The following is an 18,182-nucleotide window of genomic DNA, read 5'->3' on the forward strand; positions in this document are numbered from 1 at the left end:
ACGCCGCGCCGGACGCGGGGCCGGTTCAGCCGCCGGGCCGGGCTTCGAGGGCTTCCACGAGGGCCGACGCGACGAGCGCGACGGCCCGGTCCTCGTCGCGGCCCAGGCCCCGCAGGACGTCTCGTGCGGCGCTGCCCGGCAGCTCGGCCAGTGCCTGGGCCACGCGGATCCGCACCGCGGTGTCCGCCGGGTGCGCGGCGAGCGCGTCGGCCAGCTCGCCGGCGATCCCGTCCGCGTGCCCGTCGTCCCGGGACAGCGTTCCCAGCACCTCGGCCGCCTCGACGTCGTTCGTGCCTTCGACCACCATGCCGGTGAGGACCGGTACGGCGGCGATCGCGCCCCGTTGGCCGGAGGCCAGTGCGGCCAGCCGGCGCACGGCGGGGTCGGAGTCCCCGAGCGCCTCCGCGAGCACCGCGTCGGCCTCGGCACCGGGGAGCTCGGCGATCGCCCGCACCGCGCGGCGCCGGACCTCGGCGTCGTCCGAACGCAGGCCGGGCGCGACGCTCGCGACCGCGTCACCGCCGGCGCGGGCGAGGGCCCACCGCAGGGCGCCGGCGACGTTCGGGTCGGCTTCGTCGAGGATCGCCCTGGCCAGCGGGTCGACCGGAACGGGCACCTCCTCGGTCCGCGCCAGGACGGCCTGCTGCCGGCGGGCGGGGCTGGGCGAGCCGAGGCCGCGCAGGAGCTCGACGACCCGCAGGACGTCCGGCCAGCCCGACGGCGCCGAGGCGTCGATCGCCCGGAGGCGCTCGAGGAGTTCCCGCTCACGTTGCAGCCGGTCCTCGGTCCGGCGGACGAGGTCCCCGACCAGGGTGGCCGGGGTGAAGGCGGGATCCTCGAGCGCGCGCCCGATCTGCCGCAGCGACATGCCGAGCGACCGCAGGCCTTCGACGTGGAAGATCCGGCGGATGTCCGCCGCGGAGTACTCGCGGTAGCCGCCGACGGTGCGGCCGGTCGGCCGCACCAGCCCGAGCGACTCGTAGTGCCGGAGCATCCGCGTGCTCACCCCGCAGCGGCGGGCCACCTCGCCGATCAGCACCCGGCTCCCCCGGCGCGCTCCGGGCCGAGCGCGACGATCCGGTTCGCCTCGTCGACGGCGAGGTCGAACGCGGCGTCGGGGTCGTGCAGGAGCCGCTCGGTGGCGCGGGCGTGCGCCCGCACCGCCGGGTCGGCACTCGCCAGTCCCGGCCGCAGAGCCGGCTCGGTGACGTCTCCGAGCGCAACGAGCGCCCGGCTGAGGCTCAACTGCACGGTCCGGTCGCCGCGGCCGAGCTGCCCGGCCAGTTCGGCGGCCAGCGCGGCCCGCTCTCCGGCGGGCACCAGCACGACGGCGGCGCGCCAGGCGCTGCGCGCGACCTCGTCGTCGGCGTCGCGCAGCAGCGCCCCGGTGATCGCGGGCCAGGTCGAGCGGGCCCCGATCTTCGACAGCGTGTGCAGTGCCTGGCTCCGGGCCTGGGCCCGCCCCGAGCGGAGCTCGGCCAGCAGCGCAGGCACCGTCGTCTCCGCCGGGAGGCGGGTCAACGCCCAGGTGAGCATGTCACGCACGAAGAAGTCCGGCTCGATCGCGCACCGGGCGACGAGCGCGCCGGTGAGGGCGGGATCGGCGCGGGTGCCCGCCGCGAGCGCGGCCTGCAGCCGCGTGGACGAGTTCCCGCTGCCCAGCGCGGCGAGCAGACGGTCGTGGTCCTGGGTGTCCTTGGTTACGGGGTTGATGGGGATCACCTCCTGCACGCAGTGAAGACCTTGTCACAGTGTCAAGGTCAAGCGCGGAACCGGGCAGGGCGGAGATCCCGCCGTCCGAGGACCAGTGCATCGTGCCCGGCTACAACCGAGCCCGCCCGGTTTCCGCCGCGCCCGATCGCCTCGCGGCACGCACGAAGGAGCCCCAGCCACCGGAGTGACTGGGGCTCCCTCGCCTCCCTGATCTCGGCTAGCGCTGCAGCGTCAGCACACCCGGCCGCCACGGGAGCCGGTTGTAGTCGCCGCCGGCGGACGGGTCCTTGCCCTGGTAGAGGAACTGGAGGTTGCAGGGGTCGATCGTCTTGGTCTGGTCGGGGTTGGTGCGGACCAGGTCACCGTGGCTGATGTCGTTGGTCCAGCTCGCGCCGCTGTTGGCCTTGCCGGCGAAGGGCCGGCTTTCGCTGGCCGCCTGCGGGGTCCACGAACCGCTCAGGCTGCTGGCGGTGAACGACCGGAAGTAACGGCCGCCCGAGCCCATCGCCTCGACGATCATCAGGTACTGGTTCTGGCCCTGGACCTTGTAGACCTCGACCGCCTCGAACAGGTTCGCCTGCGTGTCGCTCATGACCGTCGTGTAGTTCGACCCGAAGCTGCCCGGGAAGTTCCCGATCGGCATGCTGGCGCGGTAGATCTTGCCGTTGTCACCGGCGAAGAACAGGTACATGTTCGAGCCGTCGGCGATCAGGGTCTGGTCGATCGGGCCGGTGCCGGAGCCGGAGATGCTGCCCGTGAACAGCGGCTGCGGCGCGGACCAGCCGTTGGGGTTGGTCGGGTCGCTCGAGGTGCGGTAGATGAACGGCCACTGGCCCCACTGGTAGGCCAGCACCCAGATGTTCTTGGGCGCGAAGTAGAACAGCGTCGGGGCGACGGTGCCGGAGTTCATCCCGGTCTGCCCGGCCGAGGCCATGTCCGACCAGTTGGTGAAGGGGCTGAACGCCATCGAGCCGTAGGACCCGGACGAGTTGACCGTCGAGCCGTAGACCAGGTGCTTGCCGTTGTAGACGACGTTGGTGAAGTCCTTGAGCGAAAGCCACCCGTTCTTCGGCTGCGCCAGCGCGCCGGAGGACGACCAGCGGTAGGTCGAGGGCAGCGAGCAGCCGCTGCTCCCGGTCGTCGTCGTGGTCGTGGTGGGCGTGCTCGACAGGCCCGTCCACTGCTGGTTGGTGCCGCCGTGGCAGGTCCAGAGCGCCACCGCGGTGCCGTTGGCCGTGCCGGCGCCGGTGACGTCGAGGCAGAGCCCGGACTGCACGCCGACCACCGTGCCGTCGGCGTTCACCCGCCACTGCTGGTTGGCCCCGCCGTGGCAGGTCCAGATCTGCACCCGGGTGCCGGCGGTGGTGCCGCTGCCGGCCACGTCCAGGCACTTGCCGCCGAACACGGTCAGCTGACCGCTGGCGGTCGAGGTCCACTGCTGGCCCGCACCACCGGAGCAGTCGTAGATCTGCACCGAGGTGCCGTCGGCCTGGTTGGCGTTGGGGACGTCCAGGCACCGGCCCGAACCGACCCCGCGCAAGGCACCGGTGACGTCGGCCTGGGCCGCGCCGGCCCCGAACAACGCCGTCACCGCGACCGTCGCCGCGGCGGCGGACACGGCCACCAGGTGCCGGCTCCTGCGGCTGAGACTTCTTCTGTTCATGACGACCTTCCCGGTCCGCCACACCGTCGTGGCACGCCGACTGTTATCGCTAACATGCGTCGCGCCAGCCTGAACGTCACGGCGCGCGATTGTCAATGCACGCGCAGGCGCCGCGAGATCCCCGAAGCGGGAACGGAACGCTTTGCCTCCTCAAGGCCGGTGTAGTCGGTCCACAGAGGACAGCCGAGCGGTGAAAATTACACCGGCCGCGAGCTGTCGAAACTTTCGAGATCGCTGGTCACGGCCTCGGCGTCCGCGAGACCTCCGACCGTGCGTACCGGACACGCTGCGAACGGTGATGATCACCGTTTTGCCGTGCCGGCAAGGAAAGCCGGAATACCATGCCGCATGGACAGTCAGCCGGACCAGAACCTGCTGGGCGAACTGCGGCGCGTCGCCGGTCTCACGCAGGAGGAGCTCGCCGAACGCACCGGGCTGACCGTGCGGGGCATCAGCAACATCGAACGGGGGCGGGTCGCCCGGCCGCGGCGCAGTTCACTGGAAGCGCTTGCCCGCGGCCTCGGGCTGCGCGGCGACCAGATCCGCCGGTTCGTGCTGCACTACTTCCCCGCCGCACCGGAACCGGTGCGCACCGCGCACCCGGTCGCGGTGCCGGCCCAGCTGCCCGCCGGCAGCACCGCCTTCACCGGGCGGCAGCGGGAAATCGCCACGCTGGACGCCTTGAGCGCGCGCCGCGACCGCGGGGTGGTCGTCGCGGTGCTCGAAGGGATGGGCGGGGTCGGCAAGACATCGCTGGCCGTGCACTGGGCCCAGGCCGCCCGCGCGGATTTCCCCGACGGCCAGCTGTTCGCGAACCTGCGTGGCTACGGTCCGGGGGCGCCGGCCGAGCCGGGTGACGTGCTGCACTCGTTCCTGCTGGCGTTCGGGGTGCCCGCGCCGGACGTCCCGGCGGACGTCGACGGGCGGTCCGCGCTCCTGCGCAGTGTCCTGGCCACCCGTTCGGTGCTCCTGCTGCTGGACAACGCGCGCTCGGCCGACCAGGTCCGGCCGCTGCTGCCCGGGCACGCCGGGTGCGTGGTCGTGGTGACCAGCCGGACGATGCTGCACGGCCTGGCCGTCAGCGACGACGCCCACCGCGTGCCCGTGCCGCCGCTGGACGAACGGGAGTCGCTGTCGCTGCTCGACCGCCTCTCGGGCGGCAGGCCCGCCGACCGCGCCGCCCTCGCCGACGTCGTGTCCGGCTGCAGCGGGCTGCCGCTGGCGCTGCGGATCGTCGGGGAACGGCTGGCCCACGACCGGGGCCTGGCCGAGGTCGCCGCGGCGATGCGGTCGGCGGGCGACCGGCTCGACGCGCTCACCACGGAGGAAGCCCGCACGTCGCTGCCTGCCGTGCTGTCGTGGTCCTACGAGGCCTTGCCGGGAGACGTCGCGTCGGCGATGCGGCTGCTCGGCCTGCACCCCGGACCGCACTGGGCGGTGGACGCGGCGGCCGCGCTGCTGGCCGAGGGGCCCGTCGAGGCCCGGCGGCGCCTGCGGGTGCTCGTGTCCGGGCACCTGCTGGAGCACCGGGTGGACGGCCGGTACGAGTTCCACGACCTGGTCCGCGACTACGCGCGCGGCCTCGCCGCCGCGGACGAGCGGCGGACGGCGGCGCTGGGGCGCCTGGCCGGGCACTACCTGGCCGGAGCCGCCGCCGCGGCGGACACGATCGCGCCACGCGATCCCTACCGCCGTCCGCTGCTCACCGACGTCACCGAGGCCCCGCCGCGCTTCTGCGGCGCCGACGACGCCGCGGCCTGGCTGGCCACCGAACTGCCCACCCTGCTCGGGCTCGCCGAACTGTCCGCCTCGACCGGCCGCACGGCCTACGCCCGCGACTTCTCGACGCTGCTGTGGCAGGCACTGCGGGTGCACGGCCACTACGACGCCTCGCGCAGTCTGCACGGCTTCGCGCTCGCGGAGGCCCGCGCCGCCGGGGACTCCATCGGCGCCCAGCAGGCTCTGGTCGACGTCGCCGCGATCTGCGCCAGGGTCGGCAATTACGACAAAGCGGTCGAGCACCTCACCGATTCCCTCGGCTTCGACGGCACCCCGGCCATGACCGCGCGCGCCACGAGCACCCTGGGCACGGTGTACGCCCAGCTGGGCCGGTACGACGACGCGGCGTACCACCTCGGCCGGGCGGTCACCCTGGCCCGGGCCGCGGGCGACACCCTCGCCGAGGGACGCACGTACGGGAACCTGGCCTTCGTCCAGGAACGGCTGGGCGAGTTCGACGCCGCGCTCGAGACCTACCACCACCAACTGGCCATCGCGGAGGAAATCGGCGACCGGGCCAGCGAAGCGATCTGCCTGCACAACCTCGGCGACGTCTACCGCGCGCTCGGCCGCTACGAGGAAGCCCGCGACCACCTCGACCGCTCGCTGTCGGTCAGCCGCGCCGAAGGGCACCGCGAAGCCGAGGGCTACGCGCTGGTCTACCTCGGGCTCGTGCACCCGCACCTGGGCACCCCGCCGGCCGAGGCGAGCCGGTACCTCGAGGACGCCCTCCGCATCGCGGCGGCCACCGGCATCCGCCCGCTCGAAACGCTGGCCCACAACGGCCTCGGCGACAACGCGCGGGCCACCGGCGACCGGGCGGCGGCGCTGGAGCACTACCTGCGGGCCCGCGACCTCGCCCAGGGCACCCACGAGCAGCACGAAGAAGCCCGCGCGCTCGAAGGGATCGCCGGCACCTACGAAGACGCGGGCGAGGCCGGCAAGGGCCGCCCGTACCGGCAGCGGGCGCGGGCGCTCTACGACGCGATGGGGATCAAGGCCGAGGACACCCGGCCGGAGTAGACCCGACCGGAACTTCCGCGCCCGGAACTTCCGGTCCGTTGTTCATGGCCCCGCCGGTCCGGCACCGATTCAATCGCGGCAGGTCCGGATGGACCTACTGGGGCGTGAAAGGTTCGGCGGGTTGCGGGCAGATCTCGGCATTGCTGATCGGGTGAACGACGCCTTCGAGGCGCAGAAGAACAGGACACCGCACCGCTGTGCGGTCGTCGCCGGCGATCGCCGGCTGAGCTACACCGAAGTGGACGAGGCGGCCAACGCGGTGGCTCACGCGCTCCTCGGCCGGGGGCTGCGCCGCGGTGACCTGGTCGGGGTGCGCCTGCGCCGCGGGCCGTGGCTGGTGCCGGTGCTGCTGGGCGTGCTGAAGGCGGGCTGCGCGTACGTGCCGCTCGACCCGGCCGCGCCGCCCGCGTCGATCGCCGCGATCGTCGAGGACTCGCGCCTGACCCTGGTGGTGGCGGACGAGCCGGGGCCGGGCGTGCTCGCCGTCGGCGACATCGACGGGACGCGGACCTCCTCCCCCGGCGTCGCGGGCACGGGGAGCGATCTCGCCTACGTCATTTACACCTCCGGCTCCACCGGCCGCCCGAAGGGGGTGGAGGTGGAGCACCGCAACGTGCTGACGTTGCTGCGCTGGGCCGCGGGCACGTACTTTGACGACGAGCTGCGCGGGGTGCTCGGCGCGGCCTCGGTCTGCTTCGACGCCTCGGTCGCGGAGATCTTTCCGCCGCTGGTCACCGGCGGCAGCGTCATCCTCGCCGAGAACCTCCTGGCGCTGCCCGGGTTGGCGGCCCGCGACGAGGTGACGTTCGTGCAGGGCGTGCCGTCGGTGCTCGCGGTGCTGGCCAGGACGCCGCTGCCGGAGTCGGTACGGACCGTCGCCATCGCGGGCGAAGCGCTGAGCCGGTCGCTGGTCGACCGCCTGTACCGCAACCCCGGCGTGCGCCGGATCGTCAACTGCTACGGCCCCACCGAGGCCACGGTGAACTGCTCGAGCCACGAGGTCGGCCGGGCCGGGCGCGCCGACCCGCCGATCGGCACGCCACTGCCCGGCGCGGGCTTCTCCGTGCGCGACGACGCGGGCCGCCCGCTCGGCGACGGCGTGGTGGGCGAGCTGTGGGTGAGCGGCACGCTGGTGACGCGGGGCTACCTCGGGCAGCCGGAGCTGACCGCGCGCAAGTACGTCCTCGACGACGCCGGTGTCCGGCATTACCGCACCGGTGACCTCGTCCGGCGCGACGGCGGGGTGTACCACTTCGCCGGGCGGGCCGACGACCAGGTCAAGGTGCGCGGGTTCCGCGTCGAACCCGGGCAGGTGCAGGCGACGCTGCTGACGCACCCGGGTGTCGGCAACGCCGTGGTGCTCGCACCGGCCGACGCCTCCGGGGAACGACGGCTCGTCGCGTTCGCCGAGCCGGCCGGGGAGCCGCTCACCGAGGCCGGACTGCGGGACTGGCTGCGGGCCCGGTTGCCGGGACACCTGGTCCCGTCGCGGATCGCGGTGCTGGACGCGATCCCGCTGGGCACGACCGGCAAGGCCGACCGGACGGCGCTGGCGGCGTGGGTGTTCGACCGCGACGACGCGACCGGGTACGTCGCGCCCGGTACGGCCACCGAGCAGCTCGTGGCCTCCGTCGTCGCGGCGGCGTTCGGGCTGCCGGAGATCGGCGTGCAGGACCGGTTCAGCGACTCCGGCGGACATTCCCTCGCCGCGGCGCGGGCTGTCGCGCGGCTGCGGGAGGAAGCGCGCCGCGAAGTGACACTGGAAGAGTTCCTGACCGACGGCACGGTGGCGGCCGTCGCGCGGCGGCTGGACGCGGCCCCGGCGATCGCACCGGCCGCGGCGCCCGTCCGCGATCCCGGACTTGCCGGCCATCCGCTGACCAACACCCAACGCGACCTGTGGACCCTAGCCCAGCTCGGCTCGACGGGCACCGCGACGACGGCCGCGTGGCGGCTGCGGTGGCACGGCCCGTTTTCCGTGGCGGCCCTGCAGACCGCGGCGGACGCCGTGGTGGTCCGGCACCACTCGTTGCGCGCGACGATCCAGGAGCGCGACGGCGAACCGGTCGTGGTCATCGGCGAACCGGCGCCGGTGCCGATCGACGTGCACGACTTGCGTCCCGGGCCGCACGGGCAGGCCGACGAGCTCGCCGCCGCCGCGGCCCGGCACGCCTTCGACCTGTCCGCCGAAACGCCGTTGCTGCGGATCACCGTGCTCCGGCCAGCCGGCGACGTCACCGACCTGGTCGTCGTCTCCGACCACATCGCCACCGACGGCTTCTCGATCGGCGTCCTGATGGCGGAACTCGCCGGGGTCGTGCCGGACGGCACCCCGGCGCAGGTCGGCGAGATCGCCCTGCGGGAACGTGCCCTCGCCCGGCCGGACCGGGAGCGGTACTGGGCCCGCGAACTGGCCGGGGCCACCCCGCCGGACGCCCTGTTCGACCGCGCCGGCCACCGGTTCCTCGGCGACCGGATCAGCAGCCCGCTGCCCGAGTCGCTGCGCTCGGCGGTCCGCGCGCTGGCCGAGTCGGCCGGTGTCACGCCGTTCGCGGTGTACCTGGCGGCGCTCGGTGTCCTGGTCGGTGAGCTCGGGCGCACCTCCGACGTCCTGCTCGGCACGGCCGCGGCCCAGCGGGACCGCCCGGAACTCGAACACACCGTCGGGCCCCTGGTCGACGTGCTCCCGGTCCGGTTGCGGCTCTCCGCGGACATGACGTTCCGCGACCTGCTGCGCGCGGCGATGACCACGACGGCCCGGGCGATCGACCACCGCGGCCTGCCGACCGCCGAGCTGACCCGGCTGTGGGGCGGCGACCGCCCCGCCGGGATGCCGCTCACCCCGGTCTCGCTCGCCGTCCAGCCGGCCGGGCTGCCGGTGTCGGTGCCCGGCCCCGGAGTCCGTCTCGACCTGCTCGGCGAGCTGCCGACCGGCGGCAGCCACACCCCGCTGACCGTCTTCGTCAACGAACACGCCGACGGCGGCGAGCTGATCGTCGAGCACGATCCGGACCTGCTCTCCCCCGCCCGCGCACAGTGGTTCTCCCGTTCCCTGCTGCACGTTCTCCGCACCACACTGTCCACACCGGACACGATATTGTCCACTCTGGACTTCGTCGCCGACGACGAGCGGGCGCAGCTGGAAGCTTGGGGAACGGGCCCCGAACTGCCGGCAGCCGAGACGGTGAGCGTGCCGGACGCGGTCCTGCGGCACGCCGAGCTCACCCCGGACGCGGTCGCGGTGTCCACCGTGGACGGGCAGCTGACGTACGCCGAGCTGGTCCGGCACGCCGACCGGGTCGCCGGTGCCCTGGTCGCCGCGGGAGTCCGCGCCGGGGACGCGGTCGGCGTGTGCCTGCCGCGCGACGAGTACCTGCCCGCCACCCTGCTGGGGGTGTGGCGGGCCGCGGCGGCCTACCTGCCGCTCGAGCCGGACCAGCCGGCGCGGCGGCTGGTCCGGCTCGCCGCCGAGGCCGGTGTGCGGGTCGTGCTCACCCACGGCGTCGCCCGGAACACCGCGGCGGAGGTCGTCGCGGCGATGCCGGACGCCGTCCTCGTCGACGCCGGCGACGACGCCCCGCCCGCCGAACCGGCGATTCCGGGTGGGGACGCCCTCGCCTACGTGCTCTCCACCTCGGGCTCGACCGGACGGCCGAAAGGCGTCGAAGTGACCCACGCGAACCTGCACGCCTTCGTCCGGTCCCGCACGCTGAGCCACGGCCTGCGGCGTGACGACGCGATGGCCGCGATCGCGCCGCTGGCCTTCGACGTGTCCGTGGAGGAGCTGTGGTGGCCCCTGGCGACCGGCGCGCGCTGCGTCGTCGCCGACCGGGACACCGCCGTCGACGGGCACCAGCTCGGGCAGTGGCTCACCAAGACCGGCGTCACCGTCGCCGACCTGACTCCGACGAGCCTGCGGATGCTGCTGGCCGCCGGCTGGACCGGCGATCCCGCCCTGCGGCTGCTGCTCGGCGGTGAGGTGCTCGACGCCGAGCTCGCCGCCCGGGTGCGTCCGCTGGTCGGCGAGCTGTGGAACGGTTACGGCCCCACCGAAACGACGGTAGCGGCGACCGCGCACCGCGTCACCGACGCCCGCGTGCCGCTGGGGACGCCGACGCCGGGGACACGCCTGTCCGTGCGGGACGAAGCCGGCCGCGTGGCGCCGCCCGGAGCGATCGGCGAGCTGTGGATCGGCGGCGCCGGTGTCGCCCGCGGCTACCGCGGGCGGCCGGAGCTGACGGCCGCGGCGTTCACCAGCGGCTGGTACCGCACCGGCGATCTGGTCCGGTGGCGCCCGGAGGGCACCCTCGAGTTCCTCGGCCGCGCCGACGACCAGGTGAAAGTCCGCGGCAACCGGTTCGAGCTCGGCGAAGTCGAGGCGGTCCTGCGGGCGCAGCCCGGAGTCGCCGACGCCGCCGTGGCGGTGGTGGAAGACACCTACCTCGCCGGCTATCTCACGCCCGCCTCGGCCGACGCGGTGGCCGCCGAACGGCACGTGCGGCGGCTGCTGCCCGGGTACATGGTGCCGACCCGGTGGGCCACGCTGGACACGCTTCCGGTGCTGCCCAACGGGAAACTCGACCGGCGCGCACTCGCCCCGATCCCGGCGGCGCACCCGGCTCCGGCCGCGCCGCTGACCCCGGCCCAGGCGGTGGTCGCCGAGGTCTGGCGAGCCTGCCTGGACGTCGGCGAGCTCGGTCCGGACAGCGACTTCTTCGCCCTCGGCGGCCGGTCACTGGCGGCGACGCGGGTGGTCGGGCTGCTGCACCAGCGGCTGGGCCGCCGGATCACCGTCCGGACCCTCTTCGACCACCCGGTGCTCGCCGACTTCACCGCCCACCTGGCCGCGGAAGGGGCACTTTCCCGTGAAAGTGCCCCGGAGGTGGAGGGGGCGATCGAGGAGCTCGTGGCGGCCGTGTGGGCCGACGTGCTCGGCCGGGCCCGGATCGGCGCGCTCGACGACTTCCGCGCCCTCGGCGGCACACCTGAGCACGCGGCCGGGATCACCGGCCGCCTCGGTGAGGCCCTCGGGTTCCCGATCCCGGCCGCCACCCTGCTCGACCGGCCCGTGCTGCGCGACTTCGCGACCGGCCTGGAAAACCTCGCCTTGGCGGCGCTCGACGCCGTCCCGACCGGAGGCACGGCATGACCGAGTCGGTGCTCACCCCCGCCCAGCGCGTGCGGGAACTGCTCGAAACCCGGGCCGCCGCGGCCCTGCGCGCGACCGCCTCCGGCCCGGCGAAACTCTCCCCGGCCCAGGCGCGGCTGTGGTTCCTGTCCCGGTTCGAACCCGCCGGGCACGCCTACAACATCCCGGTCGCGCTGGAGCTGACCGGACCGGCCGACACCGTGGCCCTGCTGGCGGCGATCCGCGACGTCGCGGACCGGCACACCGTGCTGCGCAGCGTGTACCGGGAGATCGACGGCGAGCCCCGGGCCTGCCCGGTCCCCGCGGCCCGGGTCCCGGTGTCCACTGTGGACGTCACGGCGGACGGGCTCGAGGCCGCGCTCGCCGCCGAGGCGGAGAAGCCCTTCGCCCTGGCGGACGAGCCGCCGATGCGGGCGACGCTGTTCCGGCTCGCCGCGGACCACCACGTCCTGGCGCTGACGTTCCACCACATCGCCATGGACGCGGACTCCACCACGGTGGTCCTCGACGACCTCGCCGCCGGTTACGCAGCCCGGCTCGGCGCGCGCCCCGCTCCCGAACCGCCGGCCCGCCAGTACGCCGACGTCGCCTCGGTCCCGTCCGACGACGACCTGGACTGGTGGTGCGAGCGGCTGGCCGGGCTGCCCCCGCTGCTGGCACTGCCCACCGACCGGCCTCGCCCGGTCGTGGCCACCGACGAGGGCGCCGAAGTCGCCGTCGCGGTGCCGCCCGAACTCACCGCGCGGCTGGAGGAGATCGGCCGCGCGACCGGTTGCACGCCGTTCGTGGTGCTGCTGGCCTGCTGGCAGGCGCTGCTCTCGCGGCTGGCCGGCACCGGTGACATCGCCGTCGGCGTGCCCGGATCGGGGCGGGGACCGGAGGCCGACCGCGTCGTCGGCTGCTTCGTCGACACGCTCGTGCTGCGCACCGACCTCTCCGGCGTCACCACCGGGCGCAGCCTGCTCGCCGCCGCCCGGGACACCGTGCTCGACGCCTTCGCGCACCCGGACGTCACCTTCGAGCGGATCGTCGAACGCGTCGCCCCGAAGCGGAGCCTCGGCGCTTCGCCGGTGTTCCAGGTGATGCTGAACGTCCTCGACGACCCGCCGGGCGAGCCCGCGCTGCCCGGGCTGGGGGTGCGGGTCCGGCCGACGCCGGTGCGGGGCGTCAAGTTCGACCTCAGCCTCGCCCTGTCGCGGGTGGCCGGTGGCTACCGCGGCGGGCTGGCGTTCCGCACCGACCTGTTCGACACCGGCACGGCCGAGCGGATCGGCCGGTGGTTCGTGGCCCTGCTCGACGGCGTCACCGCGGACCTCGACCGGCCGGTCGCCGACGTGCCGCTCGAAACCGTGACCGGCCCGGTGCTGGCCGGGCCGGATTCGGACGGGACCGAGCCGGTTCCGGTGCCGGTGCTCATCGAGCGGGCCGTCGACCGGTGCCCGGACGCGGTCGCCGTCGTCGGTGCCACCGGTGCGCTGACCTACCGCGAGCTCGACGAACGCGCGAACATGCTGGCCCACCGGCTGCGGGCGCTGGGTGTGCGCGCGGACGAGCCGGTCGGGATCCTGCTGGAGCAGGGCACCGACGTCGCCTGCGCGGTGCTCGGCATCATGAAGGCGGGCGGGGCCTACCTGCCGATGGACACGACGTACCCGGCCGCGCGGGTGGCCGCGATCCTGGGGACGGCGAAGGCGCGGATCCTGCTCGCGGAGCCCGGCCTGCCGATCGAGGTCCCCGGCGTGAGCGTGCTGACCGTCGGCGACGCGATCGCCGGGCAGCCCCGCACCCGCCCGGACGTCACCATCGAAGGCGGCCAACTGATCCACGTGATCTTCACGTCGGGTTCGACCGGCGCGCCGAAGGGGGTCGCGGTCGAGCACCGCAACGTCGCGCACTACCTGGCGGGCATGCTGCCGCGCCTCGGCGACGTCGCCGGTGCGTCGTTCGCGGTCGTCTCCACCCCGGCCGCGGACTTCGGCCTGACGTGCGTGTACGGCGCGTTGACCACCGGCGGCACGGTGCACCTGGTCGAGCGCGACACCGCGATGGACCCGGAGGCCTACGCCGCCTACGTCGCCGAACACCCGGTCGACGTGCTCAAGTGCGTGCCCAGCCACCTCGAACTGCTGGCCCGCCACGGCGATCTCGCGGCGGTGCTGCCGCGGCGGCTGCTGGTCCTGGCCGGGGAAGCGTGCCCGTGGTCGCTCGTCGAGCGCGTCGAGGCGGCGCGGCCGGGGCTGCGCGTGCAGAGCCACTACGGGCACACCGAAAGCACGATGATCTCGCTGACCTGCGACGTGGCCACCATCCCCGGCCACGAGCGGGCCGGGTACGTGCCGCTCGGGACGCCGCTGCCCGGTGTGGTCGGTCACCTGGTCGACCACACCGGGACGGTCGTGCCGCCGGGCGTGCCCGGCGAACTGCTCATCGGCGGCCCGCAGATCACCCGAGGCTACCTCGGTGACGACGCGCAGACCGCCGCCCGGTTCCGGCCCGACCCGCTGGGCACCGGCGTGCGCTGTTTCCGCAGCGGGGACGTGCTGCGGGTGCGGGCCGACGGCACCGTCGAGTTCCGCGGCCGGGCCGACGACCAGGTGAAGGTGCGCGGCCACCGCGTCGAACTCGGCGAGGTCGCCGCCGCCCTGCGGGACGTCGAGGGGGTCGCGGAAGCCGTCGCCCTGCCGGTCGGCGAGGGCCTCGACCGCCGGCTCGCCGCCTGGCTGGTCCCCGCGGCGGGCACCGCGCTCGACGTCGCCGCCGTGCGCCGGACCCTGCGCGAGCGCCTGCCGGACTACCTGGTGCCGTCGTCGCTCACGGTGCTGGACCGGTTGCCACTCAACGCCAACGGCAAGATCGACCGGGCCGCGCTGCCGGACGCGGCCGCCCCGGCACCCGCGGTGCGGCGCCCGGTCGCCACCCCGGCGGAACGGCTGGTGGCGCGGATCTGGGCCGACGTCCTCGACGTGGCCGAGGTCGGCGCGGACGACGACTTCTTCGCCGTCGGCGGCCAGTCCTTCGCCGCGGTCCGCGTGGCCGGGCGGCTGAGCGAGGCGCTGCGCCGGGACGTCGCCGTCCGGACGGTGTTCGAGTACCCGGTCCTGGCCGACCTCGCCGCCGCGCTGGAGTCCGGCGCGGGCGGGGCGTTCGGCGGCGCGCCCATCCCGGTGCGGCCCGACCCGGAGGCGCCCGCGCCGCTGTCCTCGGCGCAGGCGCGGCTGTGGTTCCTGGACCTGCTGGAGCCGGGTCCGGCCTACAACCGCGGCATGGTGCTGCGGCTGCGCGGCCCCTTGGACGCCGAAGCGATGCTGCGGGCGGTCCGGGAGGTGGCGGCCCGGCACGTGGTCCTGCGCAGCGTGATCGAGGAGCGCGACGGCACGCCGACCGCCGTGCCCCAGGAGTCCGTCCCGGTGTCCCTCGTGGACGCCGACGGCACCGAGCCCTGGCTGTCCGAAGTGGACCGCCCGTTCGCCCTCGACCGCGAACCACCGTTGCGGGCCAAACTGTTCCGCGTCGCCCCCGACGATCACGTCCTGGCGATCACCGTCCACCACATCGCCACCGACAACTGGTCGCGGGGCATCATCAGCGCCGAGCTGGCCGCCGCCTACGCGGGCCGGCCGCTCGCGCCGGCCCGCGTCCAGTACGCGGACTACGCCGCCTGGATGGCCGGCCGCGGCAACACCGCCGACCTCGACTGGTGGTGCGAGCGGCTGGCCGGGCTGCCGCCGCTGCTGCCCCTGCCCACCGACCGGCCCCGGCCGCCGGTGGCCGACTGGTCCGGCGGGCACGTGCGGTACACGCTCGACGCCCCGCTCACCGCGGCGATCCGGCGGGTCGCCGTCGAACTGGGCGCCACCCCGTTCATGGTCCTCCTCGCCTGCTGGCAGGTGCTGCTCGGCCGGCTCGCGCGCACCGGCGACGTCGCGGTCGGCGTGCCGGAGTCGGGCCGCCACCACCCGGACGTCGAGTCGACCGTCGGGTGTTTCGTCAACACCCTGGTGCTGCGCACCGACCTCGGCGGCGAGCCGACCGTGCGGGACCTCGTCGCGCGGGTCCGGGAGACCGTGCTCGGCGCGTTCGCCCACGCCGAGACCCCGCTGGAGCAGATCATCGAGCGGCTGCGGCCGGACCGGACGATGGCGGCGACGCCGCTGTTCCAGGTGCTGCTCAACGTCCTCGACGAGCCCGCGGCCGAGCCCGCGTTCCCGGGACTCGAGGTCACGACGCTGGGCGCCGCGGCCGAGCGGGTGAAGTTCGACCTGAGCATGGTGCTGGTCAACGAAGGCGACCACTACCTCGGCGAACTCGCCTACCGCACCGACCTGTTCGACCCCGGCACGGCCGAACGCGTGATCGCCGACTTCCGGCACCTGCTCGCCGACCTGCTGTCCGATGTGGACGCCGTGGTGACGGTCACCGCCTCCGCTCCGTCGGAACCGGTTGCCGTGGCGGAGAAGAAGGGCGGCGGTGTCCTGGCGACGCCGTCGGAGCAGCGCGTGGCCGCGGTGTGGGCGGAGGTCCTCGACGTGCCCCGCGTCGGCGCCGACGACGACTTCTTCGCCCTCGGCGGGCACTCCTTCACCGCGGTCCGGGCCGTGCGCAAGCTCGACGAGCGGCTGCGGGTCATCGATCTCTTCCTGCACCCGACGGTGCGCGAGCTGGCCGCCTACCTCGACGCGGGCAAGGAAACCGGCGGCATGCTGCACCGGCTCTCCCCCGCCGGGACCGCGGAGCTGACGCTGATCTGCGTGCCCTACGGCGGCGCCTCGGCCGCGGTGTTCCGGCCGCTGGCCGACGCACTGGCCGGTTCGGCGATCGACGTCCGGGCCGTGGAGCTGCCCGGGCACGACGTCGCGCGCCCGGACGAGCAGTTCCGGTCGATCGACGAGATCGTGGCGCTGCTGGCCGAGGAGATCGGCCGGACGGTCACCGGGCCGGTCGCCCTGTACGGGCACTGCGTGGGTTCCGCGGTCGCGACGGCACTGGCCGCCCGCTTGGAGGCCGACGGCCGGCCGGTGGTGGGCGTGGTCGTGGCAGGCAGCTTCCCGGCGGCGCGCCTGCCGGGCCGGCTGTCGGCGTGGTGGCAGCGCCGGTTCCCGCGCGAACGCTGGGTGTCGGACCGGCTGTACCGGGACACGCTGCGCGCCGGAGGCGGCCTGCTCGACGACATGGACGAGCGGGCCAGCGCGGCCATGCTGCGCGGGCTGCGGCATGACGCGGAGCAGGCCCAGGCGTGGTTCGGGCGCGAACTGGCCCGGGAGCGGCCGCGGCCTGCTGGGACGAGCGACCGCGCTCCGGCCTCGCCGAGCGCCGAGCAGCTACCGGCCGCCGGGCACCCCGGCCTCCTCTCCGCGCCGATCCTCTGCGTGGTCGGCTCCAGCGATCCCGCGACCGAGCTCTACCAGGAACGCCACCGCGAATGGGGCGCGTTCGCCGACCGGGTCGAGCTGGCCGTCATCCCCAAGGCCGGTCACTACTTCCTGCGTCACCAGGCCGCCGAAGTCGCCGAGGTGCTCAAGACCCGGCTCGCCGGCTGGGCCGCCGGGCACCTGCCGCCGCGCGTCGACAACGTGCCCGTCGCCGCCAAGCGCGGCCTGCGCGCGTTCTACACCGTCGCCGGCGGGCAAGCCGTCTCGATGATCGGCAACGAGCTGAGTTCCTTCGCCCTCGGTGTCTGGGCCTACCAGCGCAGCGGCCGGGTGCTCGACCTCGCCCTCGTCGTCCTGCTCGCCCGCGTCCCGGCCATGCTGCTCACCCCGGTGGGCGGCGCGCTCGCCGACCGGGTCGACCGGCGGCGCATCCTGCTCGCCTGCGACCTCGTCGCCGGAGCCGCGATGGCCGCGCTCGCCGTCCTCATCGCCGTCGGACGGCTCGAACTGGGGTCGGTGTGCGCGATCGTCGGGGTCACGTCGGTGGCGTCGGCGTTCCACCGGCCCGCCTACCTGGCCGCCATCGCCCAGCTGGTCCCGAAACCGTACCTGCCGCAGGCCAACGCGCTCGCCGACATCGGTGCTGGGCTCGGGACCGTCCTCGGGCCGATCCTCGGCGGCCTGCTGATGGGCTTGTCCGGGCTGACCTCGGTGGCCGTGGTCGATGTGGCCACCTTCGCCGTCGGGGTCGGGACGCTCGTGGCCGTGCGGTTCCCGGACCGGCTGTTCTTCACCCGGCACGAGCCCTTCAAGAAGGCGCTCACCGGCGGGTTGACGTTCGTGGTGCGCCGCAAGCCGCTGCTGGCGATGGTCGGCTACTTCGCCGTCGTCAACTACTTCACCGCGCTGATGTGGGTCGTCATCACGCCGCTCGTGCTGTCGGTCGGGTCGGCCGGCGAGCTCGGGCTGGTCAGCGCCGCCGGCGGGATCGGGGCCGCCGTGGGCGCGGTCGTGGTGGTCTTCTGGGGCGGCACGAAACGCCGCGCCACCGGCATGATCGCCTTCGTCATCGGGTCGGGGGCCGGCGTGCTGCTGATGGGCGCGTGGCCGTCGGCCGTCGTCATCGGCGCGGGCCTGTTCGTGCGGCTGGCCTGCATGAGCATCGGCAACGCGCACTGGCTGTCGATCATCCAGACGAAGGTCGGCCAGCACCTGCAGGGCCGGGTGCTCGCCATCAACGTCATGCTGGCGACGGCGATGACCCCGCTCGGCTACCTGACCGCGGGCGCGTTGTCCGACCGGCTGGGCCCGGCCACGCTGATGGTGGTCTCCGGCCTCTTCCTCATGGTCTGGGGCGGGTTCGGGCTGCGCTGGCGGCGGCTGCGCGACATCGACGTCCTGCTGCCGGACGCCGCCCCACCGGCCGAGGTCGACACCGACCTCGACCGCGTGCAGGCCCTCGCCGACCAGGCGCTGGCGCGGTGAC

7 protein-coding genes are annotated in these 18,182 nt (G+C 74.6%); 4 read left to right on the plus strand and 3 right to left on the minus strand.

Annotation, left to right across the window (positions count from 1 at the left end; all coding sequences use genetic code 11):
* Positions 1-25: 25 nt before the first annotated feature.
* Both ACFPLC_RS37295 and ACFPLC_RS37300 read right to left on the minus strand, forming a co-directional pair.
* Entirely contained in the window at positions 26-1,039 is a 1,014-nt protein-coding gene (locus tag ACFPLC_RS37295; RefSeq protein WP_378198001.1) for a HEAT repeat domain-containing protein, read from the minus strand.
* Positions 1,033-1,731, minus strand: a complete 699-nt coding sequence (locus ACFPLC_RS37300) for a HEAT repeat domain-containing protein (RefSeq protein WP_378197999.1) — start codon at positions 1,729-1,731, stop codon at positions 1,033-1,035. The genes ACFPLC_RS37295 and ACFPLC_RS37300 overlap by 7 nt, the downstream gene beginning before the upstream one ends.
* A 20-nt stretch (positions 1,732-1,751) precedes the next feature.
* Between ACFPLC_RS37300 and ACFPLC_RS37305 the strand changes: the two genes are divergently transcribed.
* Positions 1,752-1,901 carry a hypothetical protein gene (locus ACFPLC_RS37305; protein WP_378236067.1) on the plus strand — a complete coding sequence of 50 codons (150 nt, stop codon included), beginning with the start codon at positions 1,752-1,754 and terminating at the stop codon, positions 1,899-1,901.
* Positions 1,902-1,930: 29 nt separating this feature from the next.
* On the opposite strand, the gene ACFPLC_RS37310 is transcribed toward ACFPLC_RS37305, so the two are convergent.
* A complete protein-coding gene (locus ACFPLC_RS37310; RefSeq protein WP_378197997.1) occupies positions 1,931-3,376 on the minus strand; it encodes a non-reducing end alpha-L-arabinofuranosidase family hydrolase in 1,446 nt (481 codons plus the stop codon).
* A 348-nt stretch (positions 3,377-3,724) separates the two neighbouring features.
* Here ACFPLC_RS37310 and ACFPLC_RS37315 point away from each other — a divergent pair, with 348 nt between their 5' ends.
* From ACFPLC_RS37315 to ACFPLC_RS37325, 3 genes are all read left to right on the plus strand, one after another.
* Positions 3,725-6,178, plus strand: a complete 2,454-nt coding sequence (locus ACFPLC_RS37315) for an ATP-binding protein (RefSeq protein ID WP_378197995.1) — start codon at positions 3,725-3,727, stop codon at positions 6,176-6,178.
* A 151-nt stretch (positions 6,179-6,329) separates the two neighbouring features.
* The gene (locus ACFPLC_RS37320; RefSeq protein ID WP_378197993.1) at positions 6,330-11,327 is read left to right on the plus strand and encodes an amino acid adenylation domain-containing protein; all 4,998 of its coding nucleotides are present in this window, start codon (positions 6,330-6,332) and stop codon (positions 11,325-11,327) included.
* The gene (locus ACFPLC_RS37325) at positions 11,324-18,181 is read left to right on the plus strand and encodes a non-ribosomal peptide synthetase/MFS transporter (RefSeq protein ID WP_378197991.1); all 6,858 of its coding nucleotides are present in this window, start codon (positions 11,324-11,326) and stop codon (positions 18,179-18,181) included. The genes ACFPLC_RS37320 and ACFPLC_RS37325 overlap by 4 nt, the downstream gene beginning before the upstream one ends.
* Position 18,182 lies beyond the last annotated feature (1 nt).

Source organism: Amycolatopsis plumensis (assembly GCF_042652605.1).
GTDB classification, from domain to species: Bacteria; Actinomycetota; Actinomycetes; order Mycobacteriales; family Pseudonocardiaceae; genus Amycolatopsis; species Amycolatopsis plumensis.

Excerpts from the sequence above, each read along its gene's own strand:
- ACFPLC_RS37310 (WP_378197997.1), bottom strand. The coding sequence starts at position 3,376 with ATGAACAGAAGAAGTCTCAGCCGCAGGAGCCGGCACCTGGTGGCCGTG.
- ACFPLC_RS37315 (WP_378197995.1), top strand. The coding sequence starts at position 3,725 with ATGGACAGTCAGCCGGACCAGAACCTGCTGGGCGAACTGCGGCGCGTC.
- ACFPLC_RS37325 (WP_378197991.1), top strand. The coding sequence starts at position 11,324 with ATGACCGAGTCGGTGCTCACCCCCGCCCAGCGCGTGCGGGAACTGCTC.